At 66.4% G+C, this 26,661-nt stretch carries 26 protein-coding genes; 16 read left to right on the top strand and 10 right to left on the bottom strand.

Translation table 11 applies throughout. The features are described 5' to 3' along the window. Positions 1-133: 133 nt before the first annotated feature. The 9 genes from J3U95_RS05440 to J3U95_RS05480 all read left to right on the top strand — a co-directional run bounded on the left by J3U95_RS05440 (position 134) and on the right by J3U95_RS05480 (position 9,067). Entirely contained in the window at positions 134-2,560 is a 2,427-nt protein-coding gene (locus J3U95_RS05440) for a penicillin-binding protein 1A (protein ID WP_229519649.1), read from the top strand. Positions 2,561-2,709: 149 nt separating this feature from the next. Continuing rightward, complete coding sequence (locus J3U95_RS05445; protein ID WP_208277620.1) at positions 2,710-3,069, top strand: DUF1428 domain-containing protein; 360 nt, start codon at positions 2,710-2,712, stop codon at positions 3,067-3,069. Between the two features lie 132 nt (positions 3,070-3,201). Continuing rightward, entirely contained in the window at positions 3,202-3,594 is a 393-nt protein-coding gene (locus tag J3U95_RS05450) for a nitrogen regulation protein NR(II) (protein ID WP_208277621.1), read from the top strand. Between the two features lie 7 nt (positions 3,595-3,601). Further along, on the top strand, positions 3,602-4,420 hold the full coding sequence (locus J3U95_RS05455; protein ID WP_208277622.1) for a PAS domain S-box protein: 819 nt from the start codon (positions 3,602-3,604) through the stop codon (positions 4,418-4,420). Continuing rightward, on the top strand, positions 4,410-6,182 hold the full coding sequence (locus tag J3U95_RS05460) for a putative bifunctional diguanylate cyclase/phosphodiesterase (protein ID WP_208277623.1): 1,773 nt from the start codon (positions 4,410-4,412) through the stop codon (positions 6,180-6,182). Before J3U95_RS05455 ends, J3U95_RS05460 begins: the two co-directional genes overlap by 11 nt. Before the next feature lie 129 nt (positions 6,183-6,311). Then, positions 6,312-6,575: a hypothetical protein gene (locus J3U95_RS05465; protein WP_208277624.1), complete on the top strand. Its 264-nt coding sequence runs from the start codon at positions 6,312-6,314 to the stop codon at positions 6,573-6,575. A gap of 144 nt (positions 6,576-6,719) precedes the next feature. Further along, positions 6,720-6,986, top strand: a complete 267-nt coding sequence (locus J3U95_RS05470; RefSeq protein ID WP_208277625.1) for a hypothetical protein — start codon at positions 6,720-6,722, stop codon at positions 6,984-6,986. Positions 6,987-7,090: 104 nt separating this feature from the next. Next, on the top strand, positions 7,091-8,068 hold the full coding sequence (locus tag J3U95_RS05475) for an HDOD domain-containing protein (RefSeq protein WP_208277626.1): 978 nt from the start codon (positions 7,091-7,093) through the stop codon (positions 8,066-8,068). Next, positions 8,069-9,067, top strand: a complete 999-nt coding sequence (locus tag J3U95_RS05480; protein WP_208277627.1) for a 5'-nucleotidase — start codon at positions 8,069-8,071, stop codon at positions 9,065-9,067. Here J3U95_RS05480 and J3U95_RS05485 read toward each other — a convergent pair. Together J3U95_RS05485 and J3U95_RS05490 are read right to left on the bottom strand one after the other, a co-directional pair. Then, positions 9,021-10,340, bottom strand: coding sequence for a GDSL-type esterase/lipase family protein (locus J3U95_RS05485; RefSeq protein WP_208277628.1), 1,320 nt, complete (start codon positions 10,338-10,340; stop codon positions 9,021-9,023). The two genes, J3U95_RS05480 and J3U95_RS05485, sit on opposite strands and share 47 nt — an antisense overlap. Positions 10,341-10,415: 75 nt before the next feature. Further along, positions 10,416-11,087: a class I SAM-dependent methyltransferase gene (locus tag J3U95_RS05490; protein ID WP_208277629.1), complete on the bottom strand. Its 672-nt coding sequence runs from the start codon at positions 11,085-11,087 to the stop codon at positions 10,416-10,418. A 132-nt stretch (positions 11,088-11,219) separates the two neighbouring features. Here J3U95_RS05490 and mfd point away from each other — a divergent pair, with 132 nt between their 5' ends. The 4 genes from mfd to J3U95_RS05510 all read left to right on the top strand — a co-directional run bounded on the left by mfd (position 11,220) and on the right by J3U95_RS05510 (position 17,588). Beyond that, a complete protein-coding gene (gene mfd / locus J3U95_RS05495; RefSeq protein ID WP_208277630.1) occupies positions 11,220-14,666 on the top strand; it encodes a transcription-repair coupling factor in 3,447 nt (1,148 codons plus the stop codon). 14 nt (positions 14,667-14,680) lie between these two features. Then, the gene (gene serB / locus J3U95_RS05500) at positions 14,681-15,529 is read left to right on the top strand and encodes a phosphoserine phosphatase SerB (protein ID WP_208277631.1); all 849 of its coding nucleotides are present in this window, start codon (positions 14,681-14,683) and stop codon (positions 15,527-15,529) included. 186 nt (positions 15,530-15,715) lie between these two features. Next, a complete protein-coding gene (locus J3U95_RS05505) occupies positions 15,716-17,035 on the top strand; it encodes an SGNH/GDSL hydrolase family protein (RefSeq protein WP_208277632.1) in 1,320 nt (439 codons plus the stop codon). 88 nt (positions 17,036-17,123) lie between these two features. After that, positions 17,124-17,588 (top strand): hypothetical protein, encoded by a 465-nt coding sequence (locus J3U95_RS05510; RefSeq protein ID WP_208277633.1) that lies wholly within the window; start codon positions 17,124-17,126, stop codon positions 17,586-17,588. A 95-nt stretch (positions 17,589-17,683) separates the two neighbouring features. Here the strand turns inward: J3U95_RS05510 and J3U95_RS05515 are convergent, their stop codons facing one another. Further along, positions 17,684-19,084 (bottom strand): aminotransferase-like domain-containing protein, encoded by a 1,401-nt coding sequence (locus J3U95_RS05515; protein ID WP_208277634.1) that lies wholly within the window; start codon positions 19,082-19,084, stop codon positions 17,684-17,686. 134 nt (positions 19,085-19,218) lie between these two features. Here J3U95_RS05515 and J3U95_RS05520 point away from each other — a divergent pair, with 134 nt between their 5' ends. Beyond that, positions 19,219-19,455, top strand: a complete 237-nt coding sequence (locus tag J3U95_RS05520) for a hypothetical protein (protein WP_208277635.1) — start codon at positions 19,219-19,221, stop codon at positions 19,453-19,455. 62 nt (positions 19,456-19,517) lie between these two features. Here J3U95_RS05520 and J3U95_RS05525 read toward each other — a convergent pair whose 3' ends face one another. From J3U95_RS05525 to J3U95_RS05540, 4 genes are all read right to left on the bottom strand, one after another. Continuing rightward, positions 19,518-19,904: a cupin domain-containing protein gene (locus J3U95_RS05525; RefSeq protein WP_005670194.1), complete on the bottom strand. Its 387-nt coding sequence runs from the start codon at positions 19,902-19,904 to the stop codon at positions 19,518-19,520. A gap of 139 nt (positions 19,905-20,043) precedes the next feature. Beyond that, positions 20,044-20,433, bottom strand: a complete 390-nt coding sequence (locus J3U95_RS05530; RefSeq protein ID WP_208277693.1) for a hypothetical protein — start codon at positions 20,431-20,433, stop codon at positions 20,044-20,046. A 53-nt stretch (positions 20,434-20,486) separates the two neighbouring features. After that, positions 20,487-21,305 carry a Mut7-C RNAse domain-containing protein gene (locus tag J3U95_RS05535; RefSeq protein ID WP_208277636.1) on the bottom strand — a complete coding sequence of 273 codons (819 nt, stop codon included), beginning with the start codon at positions 21,303-21,305 and terminating at the stop codon, positions 20,487-20,489. Between the two features lie 23 nt (positions 21,306-21,328). Beyond that, a complete protein-coding gene (locus tag J3U95_RS05540) occupies positions 21,329-22,084 on the bottom strand; it encodes a DUF72 domain-containing protein (RefSeq protein ID WP_208277637.1) in 756 nt (251 codons plus the stop codon). Positions 22,085-22,216: 132 nt separating this feature from the next. On the opposite strand from J3U95_RS05540, the gene trxC reads away from it, so the two are divergent. Continuing rightward, positions 22,217-22,654 (top strand): thioredoxin TrxC, encoded by a 438-nt coding sequence (gene trxC, locus J3U95_RS05545; protein WP_208277638.1) that lies wholly within the window; start codon positions 22,217-22,219, stop codon positions 22,652-22,654. Positions 22,655-22,753: 99 nt separating this feature from the next. Beyond that, positions 22,754-23,116, top strand: a complete 363-nt coding sequence (locus J3U95_RS05550; RefSeq protein WP_208277639.1) for a DUF4870 family protein — start codon at positions 22,754-22,756, stop codon at positions 23,114-23,116. A gap of 33 nt (positions 23,117-23,149) precedes the next feature. Here J3U95_RS05550 and J3U95_RS05555 read toward each other — a convergent pair whose 3' ends face one another. The 3 genes from J3U95_RS05555 to phaR form a co-directional block, all read right to left on the bottom strand. Continuing rightward, complete coding sequence (locus J3U95_RS05555; RefSeq protein ID WP_208277640.1) at positions 23,150-24,313, bottom strand: cystathionine beta-lyase; 1,164 nt, start codon at positions 24,311-24,313, stop codon at positions 23,150-23,152. Positions 24,314-24,346: 33 nt separating this feature from the next. Continuing rightward, positions 24,347-25,795 (bottom strand): 30S ribosomal protein S12 methylthiotransferase RimO, encoded by a 1,449-nt coding sequence (gene rimO / locus J3U95_RS05560; RefSeq protein WP_229519650.1) that lies wholly within the window; start codon positions 25,793-25,795, stop codon positions 24,347-24,349. A 99-nt stretch (positions 25,796-25,894) separates the two neighbouring features. Beyond that, a complete protein-coding gene (gene phaR / locus J3U95_RS05565; RefSeq protein ID WP_005670179.1) occupies positions 25,895-26,461 on the bottom strand; it encodes a polyhydroxyalkanoate synthesis repressor PhaR in 567 nt (188 codons plus the stop codon). Positions 26,462-26,661 lie beyond the last annotated feature (200 nt).

Here is a 26,661-nt window from a genome sequence, read left to right on the forward strand (position 1 = left end):
CGCACATGCACGAACGGAAAGAAAGCGCAGATTGAAAGCGATTATAATCGCCCGCTCATGGCCGTAAATATGGCGTAATAGCGAGAGTAAGGCAGTGAGCGACACCGACAAGAAGTCCGGAAACCCAATCCGCATGAAGCATGTGAGTGCATTCATCCTGCTCGTGCTGGCGGCCCTGCTGCTCGCCGGCGCCGGCGCCGTCGTCTACGTGATGACGGCGATCCTGCCCAAGGTGCCGCCGATCGACGCCGTGACCGACTACCGCCCCAAGATCCCGCTGCGGGTCTACACGGCCGACAATGTGCTGATCGGCCAGTTCGGCGTCGAGCACCGCGACTTCGTGCCGATCGCGAAAATCCCGGCCATGATGAAGACCGCCGTGCTCGCGATCGAGGACACGCGTTTCTATGAACACGGTGGCATCGACTTCATCCGCGCGCTGGGCGCGGCGCGCGCCAACCTGCGCGGCGGCTTCCGGCAAGGCGCGTCGACCATCACGATGCAGGTGGCGCGCAACTTCTTCCTCACCAACGAAAAAACCCTCGCGCGCAAGTTCACCGAGATCGCGCTGGCCTACAAGATCGAGGACTCGCTCACCAAGGACCAGATCCTCGAGCTGTACATGAACCAGATCTACCTGGGCCAGCGCTCCTACGGCTTCTCGAGCGCAGCGCGCAGCTACTTCGGCAAGACGCTCGACCAGCTCACCCTGGCCGAGACCGCGATGCTGGCCGGCCTGCCCCAGAATCCGGCGCGCACCAATCCGGTGTCCAACCCCAAGCGCGCGCAGGCGCGCCAGCACGCCATCCTCAAGCGCCTGCTGGAACTGAGCGAAATCAACGAAACCCAATACCGCCAGGCGCTGGCGGAACCGCTGCGCGTCAAGCGCGACGCCGGCCAATCGTTCGACACCCGCGCCGAATACGTGGCCGAGCTGGCGCGCCAGGCCGTCTACCAGCAGTTCGGCGAGGAAGCGTATACGCGCGGCATCACCGTCACCACCACCATCCTGGCGGCCGAGCAGAACGCCGCCTACGACTCGGTGCGGCGCAACGTGCTGGCCTATGACCAGCGCCATGGCTATCGCGGGCCGGAAGCGCGCGTCGAGCTGCCGCTGGATGCCGAGGAACGCGAGGAAGCGATCGTGGACGCGCTGCAGAAGCGCCCGAGCAGCGACGGCCTGCTGCCGGCCGTGGTGCTCAAGGCCAGCAGCGAAGAGGTGCTGGTCGACACGCTGTCCGGCGACGACGTCACCATCCGCGGCGCCGGACTCAAGTTCGCCGCCAATGCCTTGTCCCACAAGGCGCGCGAGAACGTCAGGATCACCCCGGGGGCCATCATCCGGATCAGCAAGCGCACTGACAAGGATGGCGACTGGGCCATCACCCAGGTGCCGCAGGTGGCCGCGGCCTTCGTCGCGATCGACGCCGACACCGGCGCCTACCACGCGCTGGTGGGCGGCTTCGACTACAACCTGCAGAAGTTCAACCACGTAACCCAGGCCTGGCGCCAGCCGGGATCGAGCATCAAGCCCTTCGTGTATTCGGCTGCGCTGGAAAAAGGCTATTCGCCGACCACCCGCATCCTGGACGCGCCGATCGAGCTGCCCGGCGCCACGCTCGAGACGCCCTGGACGCCGCAGAACGACGACGGCGTGTTCGACGGCGAAGTCACGCTGCGCCAGGCGCTGGTGAAGTCGAAGAACGTGCCGACGGTGCGCGTGCTGCGCGCGGTGTCGGTCGACTTCGCCCACCAGTACCTGGAGCACTTCGGCTTCGACCTGGCGCGCCATCCGAAGAACTACACGATGGCCCTCGGCACCGGCGCCGTCACGCCGCTCCAGCTGGCCGGCGGCTATGCGGTGTTCGCCAACGGCGGCTACCGCGTCAAGCCCTACCTGATCGCGCGCATCCAGGACGGCAACGGCGCCGTCATCCTCGAGGCCGCGCCGCCGCAAGCGAAGAACGAAGCCAACCGCGCGGTCACCGCGCGCAACGCCTTCGTGGTCGACAGCATGCTGCGCGACGTGGCCCGCTTCGGCACCGCCGCCGGCGCCACCAAACAGCTGGGACGGCAAGACCTGGCCGGCAAGACCGGCACCACCAACGACGCCGTCGACGGCTGGTTCGCCGGCTACGCCGGCAATGTGGTGGCGGTGTCGTGGATGGGCTACGACGAACCGCGTTCGCTGGGCGGCCGCGAATTCGGCTCGACGCTCGCCATGCCGATCTGGATCGACTACATGCGGGCGGCGCTGGCCAAGGCGCCGCCGGTGGAGCGCACGCCGCCCGAGGACGTGGTGCACGACGGCGAGGACTGGATCTATCCGGAATTCATCGATGCGGGCGAGACCCGCACGATCGACATCGAGCAGGCGCCTGTGGAACAGCCGCCGGACCTGCCGCCCGGCAGCCAGGAAGTGCCGCCCGACGCCTCGCCGTTCGACGAACGGCCGGCCATCGAGGCCTTGCCGCCGATTGCGCCACCACCTGCGTCGCCACCTGCGCCGCCACCTGCTCCGCCGCCGCCCAACCCGCCCGCGCAAAACACCTTGTGGTAATCTTCCAGGTTCCCGGCATGGCGACCGGGAACCTGGCGCACAGTCGCAGGGTCAGTACAGGGGCGGCTCATCCAACGCCTCATCTATCACACATGCAGCACCGCACGCAGCATCCTGGCCACGCATCACCTTGCTTAAGGAGAATCATCATGGCGTATGTTGACGGTTTTGTCCTGCCCCTCCCTGAATCGAAGATCGACGAATACCGCGCCCAGGCCAAGCTGGCCGGCCAGGTCTGGCGCGAGCACGGCGCGCTCGAATACCGCGAATGGATCGCGGACGACGTCAAGCCGGGCGAACACACCTCGTTCCCGCAGAGCGTCAAGCTGGAAGACGGCGAGACCGTCATCCTGGCATGGGCGGTATACGAGTCGCGCGCCCAGCGCGACGCCACGCTCGAGAAAGTGATGAAAGATCCGCGCCTGGCCGACATGATGAAGCCGGGCGGCGTGCCCTTCGACGGCAAGCGCATGTTCTTCGGCGGATTCGAGAACCTGGTCGATCTGTAGCGGCCAGGCGTGTCGGAACGATACGCATATCGAGAAATGTGACGCCGAAGGGCGTGCACGGTTGACACTGCACCGTTTCACATGCAACATCTGTTTCTCACATTCAATAGCCGCGTAGCGGCATCCGACACCATGACCGCAACGCCCCTGACCTTCGACGCGCCCGACCTGGCTGCGCGCCTGGACCAATGCACGCCGGAACAGCTCGACGCGCTCGAGTTCGGCGTCATCGGCTTCGGCGCCGACAACAACGTCACGCTGTACAACGCCTTCGAATCCCGGGCCGCCGGCCTGTCGCCCCAGCGAGTGCTGGGCCAGCCCCTGTTCACGACCGTCGCCCCCTGCATGAACAATTTCATGGTGGCCCAGCGTTTCGAAGACGCCAATGAAGAGAACAGCGTGCTGGACGACACCATCGACTACGTGCTGACCCTGCGCATGCGCCCGGTCAAGGTGGCGCTGCGCCTGCTGTCGACCCCGGGTGGCGCCGCGCGCTACGTGCTGGTCCAGCGCCAGCCGCGGTAGGCCCCCGATGAGCCGGGAGTCACACGATATCGGCGCCGAGCACGAGGCGCTGATCCAGTTCCTGTACCTGGCGCCGGTGGGCCTGGTGCAGACCAACGTCCAGGGCGACGTCACCATGATGAATCCGGTGGCGGCCCAGCTCCTGATGCCGCTGTCGCGCGACGGCGGCCTGGACAACCTGTTCACGGCCCTGGCCCGGGTGGCGCCCGAATTACGCGAGCGCACCGACCGGCACGACGAACCCTACGGCAAGATCTGCGACGGCCTGCACGTCTACCTGGAAGCCGGCGCGGGCGCCAGGCGCGCGCCGCAGATCCTGGCGCTTACCCTGCTCAAGCTCGATCCCGAACGCATCATGGCGGTGATCGACGACATCACCGAACAGGTGCGGCGCGAGCGCCGGCTGCGCCAGAACGACGCCTGGCTCAACGCCATCCTCACCGGCGTCCAGGATTACGCCCTGGTGAGCCTCGACCTGCAGGGCCGGCTCTGCGACTGGAACGCGAGCGTCATGCGCGTCACCGGTTTCGGGCCCGAAGCCGTCGGCCGGCCGTTCACGATCTTCTATCCGCCTGACGCGGTGGCGCTCGAGTACCGCCAGGACCGGCTGCGCGAGGCCGACGCCAGCGGCTGGTCGCTCGACGAGGGCCGCCGCCAGCGCGCCGACGGCAGCGTGTTCTGGGGCAGCACGCTGGTCGCGCCGCTGCCGGAGCGCGAACCGCTGCCCGGCGACCTCGAGGGCGCCGCCTACTGCCTGATCCTGCGCGATCTCGGCAGACCACAGGACATGGCTGCCCGCCATCAGGAGAACGCCCATGCAGCATGAACCGGTCGACGCGTACGAAACGCTGGTGCAGTTCCTGTACCGGGCCCCGATCGGCCTGGCCCAGACCACGCTCGACGGCACGGTCGAGATGCTCAATCCGATGGCCTCGAACCTCCTGATGCCGCTCGCCACCGACGCCGGCCTGGATAACCTGTTCGGCGTGCTGGCGCCGGTCGCGCCCCAGCTGCCGGCCATGGTGGAAGCCTTCATCGAACCTTCCGGCATGATCTGCGAAGGCCTGCGCCTGCCGGTCGGCGTGCACCATCCCGCCAGCGGCTCGCTGCAGGTGCTGTCGCTCAACCTCACGAAGCTCGACCCCGAGCGCCTGATGGCGACCGTGGCCGACGCCACTTTCGAGGTCCAGCGCGAGCAGGAGATGCTGTCGCGGCGCCTGCGCAGCGCCGCCCGCACCGACAGCCTGACCCGCATGCCCAACCGCGCGGCGGTGCGCGAGGAGCTTCAGCGCCTGCTCGCGCGGCCGCAGGACGGGAACGGCTTCGCCGTGCTCACCCTGAACTGCGACCGCTTCCGCCAGCTCAACGACAGCCTGGGCCAGGCCGGCGGCGACCAGCTGCTGATGCACATGGCCGACCGCCTGCGCGGCGCATTGCGCCCGCCCGCCATCGGATTCGAACCCGCCGCGCGCAGCGGCCAGCTGGCGGCGCGCGTCGGCGCCGACGAATTCGTCGTGGTGCTGGACGGCTTGCGCACACGGCATGACGCCGAACGGGTCGCGCTGCGCCTGCTGGAAGCCCTCGCCCATCCGTATGTGATCGGCGGCCACGAGATCGTGTGCAGCGCCAGCCTGGGGCTGGCCTGGGGCCCGGATGCGACGGCGCTCGACGTGCACGATGAGCACGATGCCGACAGCCTGCTGCGCGACGCCGGCATCGCCATGGTCGAGGCCAAGCGCGCAGGCGGCAATCGCCACGCGGTGTTCGAGGCCAGCATGCGCGAGCGCGCGGCGCGCCGCGCCGACATCGAGGCCGACCTGCGCCAGGCCCTGGTCGAAGAACAGCTGTTCGTGGTTTACCAGCCGGTGGTGCGCCTGCTGCCGGACGGCGGCGTCGATCGCGCGGCCGGGGTCGAGGCGCTGGTGCGCTGGCGCCATCCACAGCGCGGCATCGTGCCGCCGATCGAATTCATCCAGGTGGCCGAAGAGTGCGGCCTGATCGGCGCTTTGGGCGACTTCGTGCTGGCGCGCGCCTGCCGCGACTTCATGGACTGGCAGTCTCGTCTTGGCGACGCGGCGCCGCGCCTGATGGCGGTCAACCTGTCGCGCGCGCAGCTCGGCCAGGCCGGCTGGATCGACAGCGTCGCCGCCGTGCTGCGCGCGACCGGCATGCCGCCCGCCAGCCTTCAGCTCGAAGTCACCGAAAGCCTCGCGGCCCAGGACCAGGACACGCAAGTGCGCCTGCACGAGCTGAAGGCGCTCGGCGTCAAACTGGCGCTGGACGACTTCGGCACCGGCTACTCGTCGCTGTCGAGCCTGCACCTGCTGCCGGTGGACACGGTCAAGATTGACCGCTCCTTCGTGTGCCAGGCTGATACCAGCTTCCACCACCGCGTATTGATCGAGGCGACCGTCAAGGTGGCCAAGAGCCTGGGCATGACCACCGTGGCCGAGGGAATCGAAACCCGCTCGCAGCTCGACGTGGTGCGCGAGCAGTGTTGCGACAAGGTGCAGGGATATTATTTCAGCCGGCCGTTGCCGGCGCCGGAGCTGCTCGATTGGCTGGCGCAGGAGACGATCGCGGCCTGACGTTGCAATTGACGCCGCAACTGACGCAGCACTAAGGTCGAATCCTACACGGGCAACCGACGTGTTCCTATTCTCGCTTGCTTACGCCATTGCGAAAATGAAAACACTCAAGAACCCAAGGAGAACACCATGAAACGCACCGTTCAAAGCGCAGTTCTCGCCGGCATGATGGCTTTCGGCCTGGCCGCCTGCAACACCACCGACACCTCCACCGATTCGATGAGCGGCTCGACCGGCACCGGCGCGACCATCGGCAGCGGCGTGCAAACGCCAAGCACCACCGGCGGCGCCAACAGCTGGAACTCCGGCGCCAATGGCTCCAGCGGCGTGAATGCCGCATCGGGCACCACCAGCAACAACGAGCAGACGACCGACACCCCGGTCAGCCGCTGACCGGACTTGAATGCCTAGGCCGGGCTCACTATATGTGAGCCTGATCCTACAGGTATTGACGTTCTCTTCCTATTTCATGCGTATGGCTGACCTCGCATGATGACCGTCCCCACCAATTAAATTCACCGATCAAGGAGAAGCACGATGAAGAAGCTCCAGACCGTACTGCTGGGCGGCGTGATGGCCTTTGCCCTGGCCGCCTGTAACACCACCGACACCACCGGCACCACCAGCGGCTCGTCCTCGATGGGCACGACCCAGGCGGGCTCGACCGGCAACCCGACCGTCGACGCGCAGATGGGCATCAGCCCGAACGACGTGCAGAACACCGGCCCGGCCAACGCCACCGGCAATGCCTCGACCCCGACCAATACCGGTCACACCACCACCGGCTCGAACAACGGCCAATAACAGGTGGAACGACAAACGGCCCGGCGCCGCGCAAGCGGCGGCCGGGCCGTTTGCCGTTCACGGTAGAATGGACGCATGCCTTCTCTCCTGAACTTCGCACGACCATGAAACGCTGGCTCGCCCGCCTGTTCGGCACGCGCGAAGCGGGCGTACCAGTCGCCGCGCCTTCCGACGCCGCAAATAATGGTTCCGACGTTGCCGCCGAAGACGCGACGCTGGCAGACCTCGATCTCGCTTTTTTCCACTGGCTGGCCGGCCCGCACGTGACGGGCAAACCCGCCCCCGATGGTCCCGTGCTCGACGAGCTGGCGCGCCTGGCGCGCGATCCGCACGACGCGGCGGCGCTGGTGCCGCGGGTGCCTGCCGTGATTCCACAACTGCTGCGCAGCCTGCGCGTGGACGACACCGGCGCCGGCGCGCTGGCGCGCCAGGTGGCCCAGGACCCGGTGCTGGTCGCCGAGGTGATCCGCGAGGTGAACAGCCCCTATTACCAGCCCGCGTCCCCGATCCGCAATCTCGAAGGGGCAGTGCTGCTGCTCGGCCAGAACGGCCTGCGCATGCTGCTGGCGCGGGTCGCCTTCCGTCCGATCATCAGCCAGCAGGCCGGCCCGCTGGCGCGGCTGGTCGCGCCGCCGCTGTGGCGCCAGTCCGAGCTGTGCGCCCAGGCGGCCGGCTTGCTGGCGCCGCGCCACGGTGTCGATCCCTTCGAGGCTTATCTGGCGGGCCTGCTGCATAACGTCGGGCTGGTGGTCGCCTTTCGCGTGATCGAGCAGCTGCTGCCGCCGGGCGCCCTGCCCGACGCCGACGCCTTCGGCACGCGCCTGGTGGCGGCGGCGCGCCTGATCTCGGCCCGCATCGCCGACGGCTGGGAACTGCCGCCCGCGATCGGCCACGCGATCGCACACTTGGGCGACGCCGGCGCCCTGCCGACCCTGCTTCATGATGCCGACCGGCTGGCCAAGCTGCAGATGCTGGCCAGGGGCGGCCAGCCCCTTTTCGTGCGCGCCGTGCTGGCGCTGCCGCCGGAGGCGCGGCAAGTCTACGATAACCTTCTCGAACAATCCGACCGACAGGACGCCTGAATGCCGTTCCCCATCGAAGAAAAACTCGTGATCGGCGTCGCCTCCAGCGCGCTGTTCGACCTGTCCGAATCGCACCAGGTCTATCTCGACCAAGGACCCAACGAATACCGCGCCTATCAGGAGCGCCAGCGCGACGTCGTGCTCGCGCGCGGCGTGGCCTTTCCCTTCATCCGGCGCTTCCTCAGCATTAACAAATGCTTCCCGCAGCAGGCGCCGGTCGAGGTCGTGCTGTTCTCGCGCAACTCGCCCGAGACCGGTCTGCGCGTGATGCGCTCGATCGCCCACTACGGGCTCGATATCTCGCGCGCCGTCTTCATGACCGGCAAGTCGCCCTACCCTTACCTGCCGGCCTTCAACGCCGCGCTGTTCCTGAGCGCGAACGAGGAAGACGTCAAGAGCGCGATCGACGTCGATTATCCGGCCGGCCTGGTGCTGCCTTCGCGCATCGCGGACGAGGAAGACGACATCGAACTGCGCGTGGCCTTCGACTTCGACGGCGTGCTGGCCGACGACGAATCCGAGACGGTCTACAAGCGTGACGGCCTGGGCGAGTTCCACGCCCACGAAACGCTGCACATGGCGCGCCCCCATCAACCGGGGCCGCTGGCCGGGATGTTCCGCAAGCTCGCCATGCTGCAGCAGCTCGAAAAGGACGCCGAGCGCGACGACCCGGACTACCCCCGCATCGTGCGCATCGCCATCATCACGGCGCGCAGCGCGCCCGCGCACGAGCGCGTCGTGACGACGCTGGGCAGCTGGGGCGTCTCGGCCGACGAGACCTTCTTTCTGGGCGGGATGGACAAGAGCCGCGTGCTGTCGGTGTTCAAGCCGCACATCTTCTTCGACGACCAGCTCACCCACCTCACCTCCGGCCCGGGCGGCACGATCCCGATGGTGCACGTGCCGTTCGGGGTCGCGAACCGGCGCGTGGCCGATGCGGTGTCCGGCACGCCTACGGGCGTGGCAATGCCATCAAGCGATCCAGCTCCGGCTGCATAGCCCTGGCCCAGATGGCATAACCGGCTTCATTCGGGTGCAGCGCGTCCGGCATCACGTTCGCCGGCAAGCTGCCGTCAGCCCCCAGGAATGCCTTGTTCACGTCCAGGAAGAACACGCGACGCCCGTCGGCCAGCGCCGGCAGGCGCGCGTTGACCTGGTCATTGAGGCGACGCAGCGGACCGTCGGCGGCCGCATCGCGCGGGAAGATCGCCAGCAGCAGGATGCGCGTGCGCGGCAGGCGCTGCTTGAGTTCCTCGAGATTGCGTTCGATGCCGGCCGCCGTGATGGCGGGGAAGTCACGGCGATGCCCCGCGTTATTGGTGCCGATCAGCAGCACCGCCACCTTCGGGTCGATGCCGTCCACCTCGCCGTGCCGCAGGCGCCACAACACGTTCTCGGTGCGGTCGCCGCCGAAGCCCAGCGCCAGCGCATCGTGGCGCGCATAATGCTGCTGCCACACCTGCGCGCCTTCCTTTTCCCAGCCCTGGGTGATCGAATCGCCGATGAAGACCAGTTGCGGACTGCGGCCCTCAAGGACCATGCGCCTGGTCTCTTCCAGCTTCTGCCGGTGGCGCGGCAGCCACCACGAGGTGGACCACGATTCGTTGAGGGTGTCGGGCGTGACGGCCACCGTGCGCCAGTCGGGGCATCGCGTATTGGGCGTGCCGCCCTGCGCGAACGTCACGTTGGCGATGGCGACCTGGCCGCTGCCGGTTCCTTCGAGCAGGAAGGGCCGCGTCACGGAACCAAAATCGTCGCCGTCGCGGGCGAAGCACGACATCGACAGCACGATGCGCTGCCAGCCCTTGCCCTCGGCGGCGCGTCCCGGCAGCACGTAGGAGACGTGGCGCTCGCAATCGTCGCCGCAGCCGACCCGGAACAGGATCCCGCCCTTGTCGAGCGCATCGACCTTGAGGTCGAAGGCCAGCGTGCCGGCCGCCAGGTAGGGGCGCAGGTCGAACGACGGACCGGACAAACGTACACCGCTCTTCCAGATCTTATCCCAGCGCAGCGTCAGGGCCCCGCGGCCGTCGGGCCCTGCGCTGCGCGCCAGTTCGATCGCGCTGCCGGGGAATTTGACGCGGATGCCTGCATCGGCGTCGACGCGTTCGCCCAGCAGGACGTGCTCGGTATCGGGAGCGACCGCCGATACCGTCACGCCCTGGCGCGGCGCGCCGTCGAACAGGACCAGGTCGGCGGGTGGCGCCGCATGCCCAAGGGCGGGCAGCATGGATGCGATCGATAGGGATAAGGCGGCCAGGCCTGCACGCATGGATGTCTCCTGTATTTATTTTGTGGAAACAGGATCATGCGCGAGTTTCGGCCCGACCACAACCATGTGACTTCTTCAGGCGCGGCAGATCCAGCCCCGGAACACCCCACCCACATAAAACACGTCGATATCGCTGAAGCCGGCCTCGCGCAACAACGCCTCGTCTTCCTGCGGGGACAGCACCGACAGGCTGGCCTCGATGCCCTCGCGCCGCTGGCGCGCCATCTCCGGCGCTACCCCACCCGCCACCGCGAAAGCCTCGTCGCGCGCCATCCAGCGCGCGCGTTCTTCGGCCCCACCTGCGACGGTCATGTGCATGACGACGAAGGGGCTGCCGGGCTCGAGGCGCGCATGGATCGCGCCCAGCGCATGGCGGCGCTCGGCCGGCGGCATGAAGTGCATGGTCAGCAGGCAGGCCGCCGCGTCGAACGGACCTGGCGGCGCCACATCGACATAACCCCGGTGCAGGCGCACCCGGTCTCCGTGCGCCGCGACCAGTTGCCGCGCCAGGTCGAGCATCGCGGCCGATGGATCGACGCCGTCGAAGGTCCATCCCGGCTGGCCGTCCGCGAACGCCTTCAGTTCCAGGCCGCCGCCGGCGCCCAGCACCAGCACCCGCGCGTCGAGGGGTGCGCGCTCGGCCAGCAAGACTCGCGCCATGCGCTGCATGTCGGCAAAGCCGGGGACGAATTTCGGAGGGCCCTCGTGGTAGCGCGCCACCATGGCCGGATCGTGAAAATGGGACATCGTCTTCCTTGTTGTGTTTATTCGTAACTTAGAATATTACGTTCCCGAAGGCTATGCAAGCGTCAGGGCGGCCCGGTGCGCCTTCGTCTATAATTGACCCCTACTTTTGACGCGAACGTAACAGCACGCTGCATGCCTTTCGACCTCAAGAAACACCTCCCCAAACCAGGCCACCGTTTCGTCCTGCCGCTGGCGCACGGCTCGTCCGACGCCTATGCCCTCGCCACCGCCGCGCTGGCCCTGAAGGCCAACGGCCAGATGCTCACCGTCGTCGTCGCCAACGCAAGCGACGGCCAGCGCCTGCTCGACGAGATCCCCTGGTTTGCGGACGGCAAGCTGTCCTGCCACCTGCTGCCTGACTGGGAAACGCTCCCCTACGACGCGTTCTCGCCGCACCAGGACCTGGTGTCGGAACGCCTGGCCACCCTGCACGAGATCCGCAACGGCCAGTGCGACGTGCTGGTGGTGCCGGCCACCACGGCGCTGGTGCGCCTGGCGCCGCCATCTTTCCTGGCCGCCTACACCTTCTTCTTCCGCCAGGGCGAACTCCTGGACGAAGCAAAGCTCAAGGCTCAGCTGACGCTGGCCGGCTATACCCACGTGTCGCAGGTGATGTCGCCGGGCGAGTATTCGGTGCGCGGCGGCCTGATCGACCTGTTCCCGATGGGCTCCGTGCTGCCCTACCGTCTCGACCTGTTCGGCGACGACATCGAATCGATCCGCACCTTCGATGCCGACACCCAGCGCTCGCTGTATCCGGTCAAGGAAGTGCGCCTGCTGCCGGGCCGCGAATTCCCGATGGACGACGCGGCCCGCACCGCGTTCCGCGGCCGCTGGCGCGAGCGTTTCGAGGGCGATCCAACCCGCTCGCCGATCTACCGCGACATCGGCAACGGCATCGCCTCGGCCGGCATCGAATACTACCTGCCGCTGTTCTTCGAAGAGACGGCCAACCTGTTCGACTACCTGCCGGACGGTTCGCCGGTGGCCCTGGTGGGCGACATCGACGCGGCGATCCAGCGCTTCTGGCTCGACACCGAGTCGCGCTACCGCTTCCTCAAGAGCGACCGTGAGCGGCCGATCCTGGAGCCGCAGGAGCTGTTCCTCGGCGCCGAGCAGTTCTTCACCTGCATCAAGCCGCATGGCCGCTGGAATATCGCGCGCGATCCGGGCGCGCCGGCCTCGGAACTGTCTGCGCCGATCCCGGACATCGCCGTCAACCGCCGGCTGGACGATCCGCTGACCAATCTGCGCGCCTACCTGCAGCGCAGCGATACCCGCGTGATGATCTGCGCCGATTCGGCCGGCCGCCGCGAGACCCTGCAGCAGTACTTCGGCGAATACAAGCTGGACCTGGCGCCGGTGGAAGGTTTCGAGGGCTTCCGCCAGAGCGACGCCAGACTCGCGCTGGGCGTGGCCCCGCTGCAGGCGGGCTTCGAGCTGCTCGACGCCGAATCCGGCCACCTGGTCTTCATCACGGAAACCGAGCTGTATGCGGGTTCGGGCCGGCGCGCCGGAAAGAAAAAGCAGGAAGCGACGAGCCAGGTCGAGTCGATGGTGCGCGACCTGTCGGAACTGAAGGTCGGCGATCCGGTGGTCCACATCAACCATGGCATCGGCCGCTACATGGGCCTGACCAGCATGGACCTGGGCGAAGGCGAGACCGAGTTCCTGCATCTGGAATACGCCAAGGACACCAAGCTGTACGTGCCGGTCTCGCAGCTGCACGTGATCTCGCGTTATTCCGGCACCTCGCCCGAGGATGCGCCGCTGCACACGCTCGGTTCGGGCCAGTGGGAAAAGGCCAAGCGCAAGGCCGCCGAGCAGGTGCGCGACACCGCCGCCGAGCTGCTGAACCTGTACGCGCGGCGCGCCGCGCGCCAGGGCCACTCGTTCGAATACTCGAGCATCGACTACGAGAATTTCGCGCAGAGCTTCGGCTTCGACGAGACGCCGGACCAGGCGGAGGCCATCAACAACGTCATCAAGGACATGACCTCCGGCCGGCCGATGGACCGCCTGGTGTGCGGCGACGTCGGCTTCGGCAAGACCGAGGTCGCGCTGCGCGCCGCCTTCATCGCCGTCATGGGCGGCAAGCAGGTCGCGATCCTGGCCCCGACCACGCTGCTGGCCGAGCAGCACGCCCAGACCTTCGCCGACCGCTTCGCCGACTGGCCGGTCAAGATCGCCGAGCTGTCGCGCTTTCGCACCGGCAAGGAGATCAACAATGCGATCAAGGGCATGGCCGACGGCACGCTCGACATCGTGATCGGCACCCACAAGCTGCTGTCGCCCGACGTCAAGTTCACGCGCCTCGGACTGGTGATCATCGACGAAGAACACCGCTTCGGCGTGCGCCAGAAAGAGGCCCTGAAGGCCCTGCGCGCCGAGGTCGACGTGCTGACCCTGACCGCGACCCCGATCCCGCGCACGCTGGGCATGGCGCTGGAAGGCTTGCGCGATTTCTCGATCATCGCCACCGCGCCGCAGAAGCGCCTGGCGATCAAGACGTTCGTGCGCAGCGAAGACGGCTCGATCATCCGCGAAGCCTGCTTGCGCGAACTGAAACGCGGCGGCCAGATCTACTTCCTGCACAACGAAGTGGACACCATCGAGAACCGCCGCGTGATGCTGCAGGAGCTGCTGCCGGAGGCCCGCATCGGCGTGGCCCACGGCCAGATGCACGAGCGCGACCTCGAGAAGGTCATGCGCGACTTCGTGGCCCAGCGCTTCAACATCCTGCTGTGCACGACCATCATCGAGACCGGCATCGACGTGCCGACCGCGAACACGATCATCATGCACCGCGCCGACAAGTTCGGCCTGGCCCAGCTGCACCAGCTGCGCGGCCGCGTCGGCCGTTCGCACCACCAGGCCTATGCCTACCTGCTGGTGAACGACCTGTCGAACCTGACCAAGCAGTCGCAGCGCCGCCTGGACGCGATCCAGCAGATGGAAGAACTGGGCAGCGGCTTCTATCTCGCCATGCACGACCTGGAAATCCGCGGCGCCGGCGAGGTGCTGGGCGAGAACCAGTCCGGCGAGATGCTCGAAGTGGGCTTCCAGCTGTATTCCGACATGCTCAACGAGGCAGTGCGGGCGCTCAAGGCCGGCAAGGAGCCGGACCTGGCGGCGCCGCTGTCGTCGACCACCGAGATCAACCTGCACGTGCCGGCCCTGCTGCCCGCCGACTACTGCGGCGACGTGCACGAGCGCCTGTCGATCTACAAGCGCCTGGCCAATTGCGAAAGCCAGGACCGCATCGATTCGATGCAGGAGGAACTGATCGACCGCTTCGGCAAGATGCCGGATGCGGTGAAAGCGCTGGTCGAGACGCACCGCCTGCGCATCGCGGCCAGGAGCGTGGGCATCGTCAAGATCGACGCCCATGGCGAGGCGGCCAGCCTGCAGTTCATGGAACAGCCGCCGATCGACCCGATCAAGATCATCACGCTGATCCAGAAGAACCGCCAGGTCAAGCTGGCCGGCCAGGACAAGCTGCGCATCACGGCCAGCATGCCCGACCTGGCGGCGCGCGTGAATCAGATCAAACAGACCATCAAACAACTGCTCGCCTGACGAGAACGACATTCATGACCACGAACCTGGTGCTGCAAGGACCGCAGGCTGATCAAGCAACCCTCGAACGCCTGGCGCATCTGGCCAAGCCGCAACGATTGACCGCGCTCGGCGCCCATGCTCTGCGCGCCGAAGGCGTCGAATATGGCGCCGCGCTCAAGCAGGAGATCGACGCCGCCGCCTTCGCGGCCGGCGTCGACGCCACCTTCATCGCGGCCGGCCGTACGCTGGCTGATTTCAAGCTGGTGGCGATGGACATGGATTCGACGCTGATCACCATCGAGTGCATCGACGAGATCGCCGACATGCAGGGCCTCAAGCCGCAAGTGGCTGCGATCACCGAAGCGGCGATGCGCGGCGAGCTCGATTTTTCCGAGAGCCTGACGCGGCGCGTGGCCTTGCTGGAGGGGCTGGATGCCTCCGCCCTGCAGCGCGTCTATGACGAGCGCCTGCGCATCTCGATGGGCGGCGAAGCGATGCTGCAGGCGGTGCAGGCGGCCGGCCTCAAGACCCTGCTGGTGTCGGGCGGCTTCACTTTCTTTACCGACCGCCTCAAGCCGCGCCTGGGCCTGGACCACACCCATGCCAACGTGCTGGAAGTCATCGACGGCAAGCTGAGCGGCCGCGTACTGGGCGGCATCGTCGACGCCGAGGAAAAGAAGCGCACCGTACAACGCGTATGCGCGGAACTCGGGATCGATTCGTCGCAGGCCATCGTCATGGGCGACGGCGCCAACGACCTGAAAATGATGGGCATCGCCGGCCTGTCGGTGGCCTTCCGCGCCAAGCCGGTGGTGCGCGAACAGGCCAATGTCGCCCTCAATTTCTCGGGCCTGGACGGCTTGCTGACGATTCTCGCCTGATCTTTCTGCGTTGCTGTTCCTGGGCATCTGCTGATTTTTAGAATTGGCAATCCTTCCCATCAGAAATCCGCACGACGCAGCGCAAACAATGTAAGCGACCGTACCCGCATGGCATGCGCTCTGCGCTATCGTGAACTTGCGCTCGCACCGCGAGCGCAAGTTCTCGACCTTTCTGAGGAGCCCGCCATGTCCATTCTGGATTCCAGTGCCTCCGACTCCCCCGTCATTCCTTCCACGTCGCTCCTCCAGGAAGACCATGGCGTCGACCGGAGCCGACGACGCATCCTGCTCGGCGCACCGGTCCTGGCGGGCGCGCTGGCCGCGCCGGCAGCCGACGTACTGGCCCAGGCCGGCCTGCCCGAGCGCTGGAGCGCCGGCTGGGGCTGCGCGCCGGCCGGCCCGCCGCCGTCCGCCTCGCTGCAGACCTTCACCAACCAGACCTTGCGCCTGATCGTGCGCACCAGCCTGGGCGGCAACCGCGTTCGCATCCGGCTGTCGAACGAAATGGGCGATACCGAATTGCGGCTGGCGGGCGCCCACGTCGGCCTGCGCGCCGGCGGCGCCGTCGTCACCGTCGGCACCAGCCGCCAGCTCACCTTCGGCGGGCGCACCGGCGTCACGATTCCGGCCGGTGCGCCGGCCGTGTCCGATCCGGTCTCGCTGGCGGTGGCGCCGTTCACCGACCTGGCGATCAGCCTGTACTTCCCCGGCACGGTCCAGGCGACCACGATCCATAACGCCGCCTACCAGGCCAGCTATGCCTCGACCACGGGCGACTTCGGGGCCCAGGCTTCGCTCCCGGTCCAGCGCGCCTTCGCCTCCTGGCCCTTCCTCACCGAGGTCGACGTCGACCGTGCGGCGCCGGTGCTGGTGGCGGTGGGCGACTCCGTCACCGACGGCGTGGGCAGCACCTCCAACGGCAACCGGCGCTGGCCCGACTACCTGGCGCGCCGCATCCAGTCCGAGCTCGGCAGCAATCGTATCGGCGTCGTCAACCGCGGCATCTCGGCCAACCGGATGCTGGCCGACACGCCGACCGCCCTGTTGGCCGGCAAGGACTTGCTGGAGCGCTTCGACCGCGACGTGCTGTCCACCGCCGGCGTGCGCGGGCTGGCGGTGCTGATCGGCATCAACGACATCGTCTACAGCCCATCGTCGGCGCCGATCCCGGCGAACGACCTGATTGCCGGCTACCTGCAGCTGGTGACGCGCGCCCACCTGCACGGCATCCCGGTGCTCGGCGCGACGCTGCCTCCCTTCCTCGGCTTCGTCTACTACACACCGGCGCGCGAGGCGGTGCGGCAGGCGGTCAATGCGTGGATGCGCAGCGCGCTGCCGTTCGACCTGCTGGCCGACGTCGACCTGGCCCTGCGCGATCCAAGCGACCCGCAGCGGCTGCGCGCCGCCTACGACAGCGGCGACCGCCTGCATCCGAATGACGTCGGCTACGAAGCGCTGGCGGCGGCGGTGCCGCTGACGGCGCTGTCGTCGCTGATGGGCGCGTAGCGCCCTGTCGAGCGCTGTGTAACAGGGTGTAATTCCCCCAGCACACTGGCTCGGCAATCCGTATGATGGCAATATCAGGAGGAGCGTCATGAAAAATATTGCCATCATTCTCGGGTCGCTCGGTCTGCTGGCCGGCTGCGCCGCGCCCGGCCCGACTTATACCTACGCGCAACCATCCGACCCCAGCCAATGGCGGGTCGTGTCGGTCACGCCGGTGCCGGTCGGCACTGGGGCCCAGGTCGCAGCCTCCGGCCAGGGCGGGGTCGTGACCTCGACGCCGATCGCCACTGCGGCGCCAAGCTCGGGCTGGACGACGACCTCGGTGACGCCGGTCTATCGCACCCAGCAGCCAGTGATTGTGCAGCAACAACCGGTGTGGGTGCAGCAGCAGCCGGTCTACGTGCCGCAGCCGGTGGTCGTCGAGCAGCCGCGCTACTGGTATCCGCCGATCTCGATCGGCCTGGGCTTCGACTTCGGCCGCAGCAGCTGGCACGGCCACCGCCACCGTGGCTGGGGTGCGAGTATCGGGACGCGCTGGCCTTACGGCTGGTAAGTGACGAAGCCAGGAGCGAAGCAAGAAGCAAAGCCGGCCGATGCCGGCTTTGTTGTGTCTGCCCTTCGCCTGATCGAGCAGCTTTTGCTGGGCAGTCAGACCACCGCAGCGTTGAACGACTCCGGCCGCCGCGCGAGCAGATGGGACAGCCGTTGAAGGCCCGCCTGCAGGCGTCCACGGTCCTTGATGCTGCCCAGGGAGATGCGGATGGCGTTCACGGCGTCGCTGCCGGTCGCGAATGCCTCCGCCGGCGTGACGGCGATGCCCTCGCTGTCGGCTGCTCGCGCAAGCTGCGACGGGGTCCAGTACGCCGGCAGCCCGAGCCATACATGCAGGCCGTCACCAGATCCGCTATAGCGCCCCGCCAGGATATCCCGCGCCATCCGTTGGCGCAGGCGCGCCTCCTTGCGCACGCCTTCCATCAACCGGTCAGCCGAACCATCGAGGATCCACTGGGTGGCCAGCGCGGCGCTCAAGGGACCGACCATCAGTGCGAACGATCTCAGCGCGGCGAGGAAACGTTCGCGTTCCCCTGGATCGCGCACGAGCACGAAGGCGACGCGCAAGCCGGGCGTCAGGCATTTCGACAGGGTCGAGATGTAGATCACTTGTTCCGGAGCAAACGCGGCAATGGGCGGTGGCGGGGCATCGGCAAGCAGCCAGTAGGGATCGTCCTCGACGATGCGTACATCGCAGCGCTGCGCGATGCTGGCGAGTTCCTTGCGCCGGCTTTCCGGCATGGTGATGGCGGTCGGGTTCTGCAATGTGGGATTGAGGTAGACCAGCCTCGGCTTGTGCCGGCGGCACGCTGCCTCGAACTTCCCGGGTACCATCCCGTGATGGTCCGCTTCCACCGCGACGATGTGCCGGCCGAATTGGGTCGCCGCCGTACGCAAGCCGGGATACGTGGTCGGCTCCGCCAGGATGACGTCGCCGGGCTCCGTCAGCGCGAGGATAGCTGCGGCGATCGCCGCTTGCGCACCCGGACAGACAATGAGCTGGCCGGGATCCGGATGTCCAAACATCGGCTCGAGCCATTTCGCGCCGGCCTTGCGGTCGGCGTCGCTGCCCCCGCCCAGGTGGTAAGTCATCAGCAATTCGCTGTCCGCCCTCATCAGGACTTGCGACAAGCCCTGCTTCATCATGTCGTCGAAGTCCACGCCATCCGGCGGCGGCGGCGTGTTCATGCTCAGGTCGAGGATCGGGTTCAATTCGACTTTCGGCGCCGCGACATACGTGCCCCTGGCGCCACGGCCTTCCAGCAAATTGCGGCGCCTGGCTTCATCGTAGGCGCGCGTGACCGTCGTCAGGTCGACGTCCAGCTGCGCCGCCAACAGGCGCTGCGGCGGCAGACGGTCGCCCGGTTTCAGCGATCCCTCCACCAGCGCCGCCTGCAGGGCATCGGCAATCTGCAAGAACCGGGGCCCGCCGTGCATCGCCAGGCGCGGCAACCAGCTTGGCACATGGTCATCTTGTATGGATTTCAACTGGGACATTTTGTCTCGATGTATGGAGATTGCTTTCAAGTAGTATGCCTCAATGCGCTGGCACCCTACGCCATATCCGTAAAACGTCCCGAGGCTGCGCTCCTCAAGATAGTGTCAAGTCATAGCCGGAAATACTCAACATCATGGAATGGATCCCAGTCGTCTTCGTCATATTCAAGGGACTCGTGCTGGGCACGGGCATGTTCTTCGCCATCAAGTGGCATTACGACCAGGGGAAGAAAGGGAAGATAGAGGAGAGGCGCGCGGTGCTGCGCGCGGCGGCCAAGGTGGCCGCCATCTTCTTCCTGTCGCTGCTGGCCCTGGGACTTCTCACCTACTTCATTGTCACCAGGCTGCGTTTGGACTTGGGCTTGTCATGACCGCCCAGCCGGCCGCCAGGAGCGACTCGCCGCGCTCCCGGTCGACCGCCGCTCACTGAGGATCAGTGGCCGTGCTGGCGCTCGTACTCGTCCGCTTCGGCCTTGGTGGCGTGAATGATGCCGTCCGGATGCTCCGGCGGGGTGTACAGGGTGTACAGGCGCATCGGCTCGGTCTTCGAGGTATTGATGACGTTGTGCTCGGTGCCGGCCGGGATCACGACGGCGACGCCGTCTTCCAGCTTGTGTTCTTCGCCGTCCAGCAGCGCCACGCCCTCGCCCGCTTCGACGCGGATGAACTGGTCGTGGCCATCGTGGTGCTCGAGGCCGATCTCTTCACCCGGCTGCAGGGTCATGATGACCAGCTGGCTGCGCTTGGTGGTGTACAGCACTTCGCGGAAGTTGTTTCCTGCAAGCGTTTTTTCTTCGATATTGATGCTATAGCCCGACATGGGATTCTCCAGGATGCTGCGCGCAAGATAAAAGCCGCGCGAGGTGGTTCACGGGCGGCAGATGCCGCTCTGTCATCGATTGTATAAGAGCCGGACGATTCGCGTACAGCGCGCTCCCCGCACCGCAACCATTGACGCGTCAGCTTGCGCCGAACAGGTCGTGGGCGTCGAGGATCGCCCAGGCGATCTCGGGCCGCTCGGCCAGGCGCCGGCGCACCGCCGCCGGCACCGACTGGCGCAGCTTCCTGCACAGGCCGGGACGCTCCTCGAGCACGATCACGATGCCGCGCACCGTGCGCACCTCGTTGGGGCCGGGCGCGATGCGCAGCTCGCTGCCGACGTTCTTGCTGATCAGGTTCTGCACGTGCCGCAGGTCGGCGTAGCTGTCGACGCGCCCTATGCGCTCGATCAGCTTCTGTTCCTGCTGACGGTCGATCAAAAGGGGCCGCCGGTCGGCCGCCGGGTCGGCCAGCACCCGTTCGCGCGCGCACACGCAGGCGCCCGGCGGGCACTCGACCCGCAGGGGCATGCCGGCGACAGGCGCCGGAGAATGGGATGGTGTTGCGGCAGAGGTAGTCACGCTCACGGGTGGAACTCGGGTTCCTCGGACGATTCTACATCGGCAAAGTCGTCCAGGGGGCCTTCGCTGCGCTGGCCCACCGCCGCCAGCAACGCCGCCATGCGCTTGTAGTGCGAGCCCTTCCAGTAGACCCGCAGGCAGTTGTCGCAAGTGGTAAAGCTGTCGTGCAGCGCACTCACCGATGGAGGCAGACGATCGAGCACATCGGCCTTGTCGACCGCGCGCAGCAGCACATTGCAGTGCAGGCATAGCGAAAACGGACGCGCGCCGCCGGCCAGGTCGAGCCGCTCGAACAGCTCGCGCAACTGCTGCGGCGGATCGAGGGCGTGGATGTAGCAGCCATGTACGATCGAGCGCCGCTTGAGCAGCTCGCGATCGCGCGTCAGGACGATGCGGTCGTCGTTCGCTGCCAGGTCCTCGACGTCGTCGTCATGGTAATGGTTGTCGTAGAGCGTATCGTAGCCGGCCATGCGCAGCAGGCGCGCCAGGCCACCCAGGTGCGAGTCGGCGACGAAGCGCATGCGCTCGCGGGGCCGCTCACGCAGCCGCTCAGCTCCGTGGCCGCCATGCGGGCCGATCTCCAGCAGTTCGAAGCGCGCATACACGGCGACGTGGTCGCCCTCTTCCAGCGCCCGGTCGAAACCGCTCTCTTCCCCATTGACCAGCACCATCTCCACTTCGGTATGCGGCACGCCGAGCGCCTCGATCATGTGCTTGGTGGTCGACCGGTGCGCACATTCGGTGGCGAAGGTGCGGCCGCGCCGCTCGCGCGGCAGGAAGTCGCCGAGTTCCTGATAAAAACGAAATGTCGCGGTCACCATGATGCCAGCAGTATCGCAAAGTCCTAGATTACTTGCATGACCTGTCCGTGCATCAATTCCAAGGCATTCGGGACGGACGCCCCTTCGGCCGTATTATCGAAGATGCACCAGACCTTGCGTCCCTGCGCGACCAGCGCATCGAATTCGGCGCGCCAGCGTGCGATCTCTTCTTGCGGGTAACGCGAATAATAGATGCGCGGCGTGCCATGCAGGCGCACGTAGACCTCGCTGTCGCTGGTGGGCTCGTGCGGGCCCGGCTGGCCGGCGGCCGGATCGGCGATCACGCGGATCACGCCGCATTCGCGCAGCAAGGCCGTGGCCGGTTCGGAAAACCAGCTGGCGTGGCGCGCCTCGAAGGCGATGCTGCAGCCGAAGCGTGCGCGCAAGCCGTCGAAGAAAGCCTGCGCCGGCGCATCGGTGAAGCCGAAGCGCGGCGGCAGCTGCACCAGCAGGCAGCCGAGCTTGTGGCCCAGCATGCCGGCCTCGCGCTGGAAACGGTCGAGCTGCTCGTCGACCTCGAGCAGGCGCGCCTCGTGCGTCATGGCGCGCGGCACCTTGACCGCGAAGCGAAATTCGTCCGGCACGCTGGCGGCCCAGCGGGCATAGGTTTCCGGCTTGTGCGGCTTGTAGAACGAGGAATTGATTTCCACCGTGGGAAAGACGGCGGCATAGCGTTCCAGGTGGCTGCCCTCGGCGGGAAAAGCGTCGGCGCAAGCCGATGGCAGGCTCCAGCCGGCGCAGCCGACGAGCAGGCGCCCGTTCGTATCGGATTGAGGCATCGGTCTTTCGTGATCGTGTCGTTTCCATCATTTTATGCACGTCGGGCCGGGCGCGGCGCATGGCTGGGCCGGCGACGGAATCGCGCGGCACCGCTTACAATACCGTCATCGTTTCAGAGGAAGGAGAACACCATGAGCGACCCGCTCCACGTCGTCTGCCCGCACTGCGATGCGGTCAACCGCATGCCCTTGGCCCGCCTGCAGGACGCCCCTACTTGCGGCAAATGCTCGCAAGCCATTTTCACAGGCCGCCCGCTGGACGTCGACAGCGCCCGCTTCGAGCGCCACGTGGGCCGCAACGATATCCCGGTGCTGGTTGACTTCTGGGCCGAATGGTGCGGCCCGTGCAAGATGATGGCGCCGGCCTATGCCCAGGCCGCCCAGCGCCTGGAGCCGAAGGTGCGCCTGTTGAAGGTGGATACCGAGCGTTCGCAGGATCTGTCCGGACGCTTCGCGATCCGCAGCATTCCGACCCTCGCGCTATTCAAGGGCGGACGCGAGATCGCGCGCCAGTCGGGCGCCATGGATGCGGGGCGGCTGGTGGCGTGGGTCCAGCAGCATGTAGGCTGAGTCCTTCGTCATTCCGGCCGGCATGATCCGGTTCTTTGCGGCCGACGCTGCTACAATGACAACAAACGGGATTCACCCCGTCCTTCATGAGGAGCCACTATGTCGCAAGAACTGGTTTTGGAACGCGGTGTCGAGGACAACAAGCACTGGGCGCGCATCCTGTACGTCATCCACGCGCTGACCTTCTTCTTTTCGCTCGGGATGCTGTCGATCGTCCCGGTGATCATCAACTACGTCAAGCGCCCGGAAACCGTGGGCACGATGGTCCACAGCCATCACACCTGGATGATCCGTTCGTTCTGGTGGTATGTGGCCTGGATGGCTGTCGGCGGCGTGCTGTTCATCACCGTCATCGGCATTCCGGTCGCCTACCTGCTGTGGTTCGTGGTCTGGGTGTGGAAAGCTTACCGCCTGGTGCGCGGTTTCCTCGACCTGAACAGTAACCGGGCGATGCCGGTATAAAAACGAATGGGGCCGACATGGCCCCATTTTCATTCAAAGCTGGCCGAAGGCCTGTTCCAGATCGGCGATCAGGTCGGCCGGGTCTTCCAGGCCGACGTTGAAGCGCACCAGCACGCCGGGCTCGGTCCACTTGTCGCGCAGGCTCTTGATCCGGTACGGCATCACGAGGCTGTTGGGTCCGCCCCAGCTGTAGCCGATGCCGAACAGGGTCAATGCATCGACCATGCGGTCGACCTGGGCCTCGTCATAACGTGGATCGAACACGACCGAGAACAGGCCACCGGCGCCGGTGAAATCGCGGCGCCAGGACGCGTGGCCGGGGCAATCCTCGAACGCCGGATGCAGCACCTTGCTGACTTCCGGCCGCGCCTTGAACCAGGCGGCCAGCGTCCGCGCGCTCGCGTCGTGGCGCTCGAAGCGCAGCTTCATCGTCGGCAGGCCGCGCTGCACCAGGTAGGCGTCGTCCGGGCTCACGCCCATGCCGAGCCGCATATGGGCCTGGGCGATGCGGTCGTTCAGCGCTTTATCGCGCGTGATCACGGCGCCCATCAGCAGGTCCGCCCCGCCCGACTGGTACTTGGTCAGCGCATGCATGACGATGTCGACGCCGTGATCGAAGCCGCGCAGCGCCAGCCCGGCCGCCCAGGTGTTATCCAGCGCGACGATCACGCCGCGCGCATGGGCCGCCTGGCACAGGGCCGGCAGGTCCGGCACTTCCATCGACACCGATCCTGGCGCCTCGGTCCACAGCAGCTTCGTGTTCGGCTGGATCAGCTCCGCGATGCCGGCGCCGATCATCGGATCGTAGTAGCGCGCCGACACGCCGAAGTCCTGGGTCAGCCAGCGTCCCAGCTCGCGGTTCGGGTTATAGACGTTATCCGGCAGCAGGACGTCGTCGCCGCTCTTGAGCAAGGCGAAATCGACCATGGCGATCGCGGACAGGCCGGAAGGGGTCAGCAGGCAATGCTTGCCGCCTTCGATCTCGGCCAGCTTGCCTTCGAGGGTGAAGGTGGTCGGCGTGCCGTGCAGGCCATAGGTATAGGCCTGCTTGTCGCGCCACTCGGTCGAGCGCATCGCCGCCGTGTTCGGGAACAGCACCGTCGATGCGCGGTGGATGCCGGGTGGGAAGGCATCGAAGCCGCTCGGCGCGACGTAGTCGCTATGGATCAGGGTGGTCTGGATCGACTTCTCGTTCATTGGACTCGCGCGCCGGGGGTTAATGGAAGTGCTTCAGACCGGATTGGCCCACAGGTCGTGGGCATCTGCGCGGGTGACAACCACGTCGGCGAACTGCCCAACCGCCAGCTTCTGCTTACCCGGCACCAGCGGACGCTTGATGTGGACCACGCCGTCGATTTCCGGCGCATCGGCGGCCGAGCGACCGATCGCTTCGCGCGGGCCGACTTCGTCGACCAGCACGCGCAGGGTCTTGCCGACCTTGGCCTGCAGGCGCTTGGCAGAGATTTCCTCTTGCAGCAGCATCACGCGCGCGCGGCGCTCCTCGCGCACTTCTTCCGGCACCGGATTGGCCAGCTCGTTGGCGGTCGCGCCTTCGACCGGCGAATAGGCGAAGCAGCCCAGGCGGTCGATCTGCGCTTCTTTCAGGAAGTCCAGCAGGTATTCGAACTCGGCCTCGGTCTCGCCCGGGAAGCCGGCAATAAAAGTAGAGCGGATCGTCAGGTCCGGGTTCATCTTGCGCCAGTTGAGGATGCGCTCGAGGTTCTTCTCGCCGCTGGCCGGGCGCTTCATGCGCTTCAACACATCCGGGTGCGCGTGCTGCATCGGGATGTCGAGGTAAGGCAGCACGTGGCCGTCGCCCATGAAGGGGATCGCCTGGTCGACGTGCGGGTAAGGATAGACGTAGTGCAGGCGCACCCACGCATCGTACTGGCGCGCCAGCTGGCCCAGGGCCTCGACCAACTGGGTCATGTGGGTCTTGATCGGACGACCGTTCCAGAAGCCGGTGCGGAACTTGACGTCGACGCCGTAGGCGGACGTGTCCTGCGAGATCACCAGCAATTCCTTGACGCCGGCCTTGAACAGGTTCTCGGCTTCGAGCAGGACTTCGTCGATGCGGCGCGACACCAGGTCGCCGCGCATCGACGGGATGATGCAGAAGCTGCAGCGGTGGTTGCAGCCTTCGGAAATCTTCAGGTAGGCGTAGTGCTTGGGCGTGAGCTTGACGCCGTGGTCCGGCACCAGGTCGATGAACGGGTCGTGCGGCTTCGGCAGGTGCAGGTGCACCGATTCCATCACCTCGGTCACCGCGTGCGGGCCGGTCACGGCCAGCACCTTCGGGTGCACCTTGGTGATGATGTCGTCGCCCGCGGCATCCTTCTTGGCGCCCAGGCAGCCGGTGACGATCACCTTGCCGTTCTCGGCCAGCGCCTCGCCGATCGCGTCGAGCGACTCCTGCACCGCGGCGTCGATGAAGCCGCAGGTGTTGACGATCACCAGGTCGGCGCCGTCATACGACTTGGCGGTCTGGTAGCCTTCGGCGCGCAGCTGGGTCAGGATCTGTTCCGAATCGACCAGCGCCTTCGGGCAGCCGAGCGAGACGAAGCCGACCTTCGGCGCGGTCACACCCGCGGCCGGCGTCGGGATAACGATGGCTGGGGCTTTCGCAGCGGCAGCGATGCTGCCAGAGTTGGCGGAAGGATTACGACGGAGTTCAGGCATGGGCGGACGACAAATGATTTGGGCAATCCGCGATTGTACCTGAACCCGGAGACCCGGTGGGGACGCCGGGCCGCTGTGTTGCAGCGCTGAGCGACGCGCTTATTTCTTGTCGGTCGGATTGGTCGGCATGCCCGGGAACGGGAAAGCGCCGAACATCGCCTTGCTCTGGTTCTGCATCTGCTCCTGCATCTGCAGGAACAGGTTCTTGCTCTGGTCGATGTAGTTGTTCATCATGCCCTGCATCATCGGGCCCTGGACGTTCATGAACTGGGTCCACATTTCGGGGCTGAACGGCTTGCCTTCGAGGGCGCCGGCGGCGTTGCTGGTGAACTTGTTCTGGATATCGGTGAAGGCTTGCACGTTCTTTTCCAGGTAGGAACCCATCATGCCCTGCATCGCATGGCCGTAGTAGCGGATGATCTGGGCCAGGACCGAGCTCGAGAACATCGGGACGCCGTTGGCTTCTTCTTCCAGGATGATCTGCAATAGGATGCTGCGGGTCAGGTCTTCGTTGCTCTTGGCATCGACCACGGTGAACTCGTCGGCGTCGAGCACGAGCTGTTTGACGTCGGACAGCGTAATGTATGAACTGGTCTGCGTGTCGTACAGGCGACGGTTCGGGTATTTCTTGATCAGGCGTTCCGTACTTTTCTTCACACTGCTCATCTCTCGTTCCATAGGTTGCGCCGCGGCTTCGTGAGCCTCGTACTTAGAATTGTGTGCGCCGGCATGGCCGGTTCGTCTCCTGCCCATCCGCCACCAGGTCGGCAGTAGACGGACAGCAGACACCATACCATGCAATTGACGCAGGTGCAGCAATTACCAGTTTAATCACTGTCTTAGCTTTTCTGTCAACAAATCGCTCC

Source organism: Massilia oculi, assembly GCF_017582745.1.
GTDB lineage: Bacteria > Pseudomonadota > Gammaproteobacteria > Burkholderiales > Burkholderiaceae_D > Telluria > Telluria oculi_A.

What these genes read in the sequence shown, in the direction of transcription:
- J3U95_RS05440 (WP_229519649.1), top strand. Translation starts at nt 134, where the DNA reads ATGAAGCATGTGAGTGCATTCATCCTGCTCGTGCTGGCGGCCCTGCTG.
- J3U95_RS05445 (WP_208277620.1), top strand. Translation starts at nt 2,710, where the DNA reads ATGGCGTATGTTGACGGTTTTGTCCTGCCCCTCCCTGAATCGAAGATC.
- J3U95_RS05450 (WP_208277621.1), top strand. Translation starts at nt 3,202, where the DNA reads ATGACCGCAACGCCCCTGACCTTCGACGCGCCCGACCTGGCTGCGCGC.
- J3U95_RS05455 (WP_208277622.1), top strand. Translation starts at nt 3,602, where the DNA reads ATGAGCCGGGAGTCACACGATATCGGCGCCGAGCACGAGGCGCTGATC.
- J3U95_RS05460 (WP_208277623.1), top strand. Translation starts at nt 4,410, where the DNA reads ATGCAGCATGAACCGGTCGACGCGTACGAAACGCTGGTGCAGTTCCTG.
- J3U95_RS05465 (WP_208277624.1), top strand. Translation starts at nt 6,312, where the DNA reads ATGAAACGCACCGTTCAAAGCGCAGTTCTCGCCGGCATGATGGCTTTC.
- J3U95_RS05470 (WP_208277625.1), top strand. Translation starts at nt 6,720, where the DNA reads ATGAAGAAGCTCCAGACCGTACTGCTGGGCGGCGTGATGGCCTTTGCC.
- J3U95_RS05475 (WP_208277626.1), top strand. Translation starts at nt 7,091, where the DNA reads ATGAAACGCTGGCTCGCCCGCCTGTTCGGCACGCGCGAAGCGGGCGTA.
- J3U95_RS05480 (WP_208277627.1), top strand. Translation starts at nt 8,069, where the DNA reads ATGCCGTTCCCCATCGAAGAAAAACTCGTGATCGGCGTCGCCTCCAGC.
- J3U95_RS05485 (WP_208277628.1), bottom strand. Translation starts at nt 10,340, where the DNA reads ATGCGTGCAGGCCTGGCCGCCTTATCCCTATCGATCGCATCCATGCTG.
- J3U95_RS05490 (WP_208277629.1), bottom strand. Translation starts at nt 11,087, where the DNA reads ATGTCCCATTTTCACGATCCGGCCATGGTGGCGCGCTACCACGAGGGC.
- mfd (WP_208277630.1), top strand. Translation starts at nt 11,220, where the DNA reads ATGCCTTTCGACCTCAAGAAACACCTCCCCAAACCAGGCCACCGTTTC.
- serB (WP_208277631.1), top strand. Translation starts at nt 14,681, where the DNA reads ATGACCACGAACCTGGTGCTGCAAGGACCGCAGGCTGATCAAGCAACC.
- J3U95_RS05505 (WP_208277632.1), top strand. Translation starts at nt 15,716, where the DNA reads ATGTCCATTCTGGATTCCAGTGCCTCCGACTCCCCCGTCATTCCTTCC.
- J3U95_RS05510 (WP_208277633.1), top strand. Translation starts at nt 17,124, where the DNA reads ATGAAAAATATTGCCATCATTCTCGGGTCGCTCGGTCTGCTGGCCGGC.
- J3U95_RS05515 (WP_208277634.1), bottom strand. Translation starts at nt 19,084, where the DNA reads ATGTCCCAGTTGAAATCCATACAAGATGACCATGTGCCAAGCTGGTTG.
- J3U95_RS05520 (WP_208277635.1), top strand. Translation starts at nt 19,219, where the DNA reads ATGGAATGGATCCCAGTCGTCTTCGTCATATTCAAGGGACTCGTGCTG.
- J3U95_RS05525 (WP_005670194.1), bottom strand. Translation starts at nt 19,904, where the DNA reads ATGTCGGGCTATAGCATCAATATCGAAGAAAAAACGCTTGCAGGAAAC.
- J3U95_RS05530 (WP_208277693.1), bottom strand. Translation starts at nt 20,433, where the DNA reads ATGCCCCTGCGGGTCGAGTGCCCGCCGGGCGCCTGCGTGTGCGCGCGC.
- J3U95_RS05535 (WP_208277636.1), bottom strand. Translation starts at nt 21,305, where the DNA reads ATGGTGACCGCGACATTTCGTTTTTATCAGGAACTCGGCGACTTCCTG.
- J3U95_RS05540 (WP_208277637.1), bottom strand. Translation starts at nt 22,084, where the DNA reads ATGCCTCAATCCGATACGAACGGGCGCCTGCTCGTCGGCTGCGCCGGC.
- trxC (WP_208277638.1), top strand. Translation starts at nt 22,217, where the DNA reads ATGAGCGACCCGCTCCACGTCGTCTGCCCGCACTGCGATGCGGTCAAC.
- J3U95_RS05550 (WP_208277639.1), top strand. Translation starts at nt 22,754, where the DNA reads ATGTCGCAAGAACTGGTTTTGGAACGCGGTGTCGAGGACAACAAGCAC.
- J3U95_RS05555 (WP_208277640.1), bottom strand. Translation starts at nt 24,313, where the DNA reads ATGAACGAGAAGTCGATCCAGACCACCCTGATCCATAGCGACTACGTC.
- rimO (WP_229519650.1), bottom strand. Translation starts at nt 25,795, where the DNA reads ATGCCTGAACTCCGTCGTAATCCTTCCGCCAACTCTGGCAGCATCGCT.
- phaR (WP_005670179.1), bottom strand. Translation starts at nt 26,461, where the DNA reads ATGAGCAGTGTGAAGAAAAGTACGGAACGCCTGATCAAGAAATACCCG.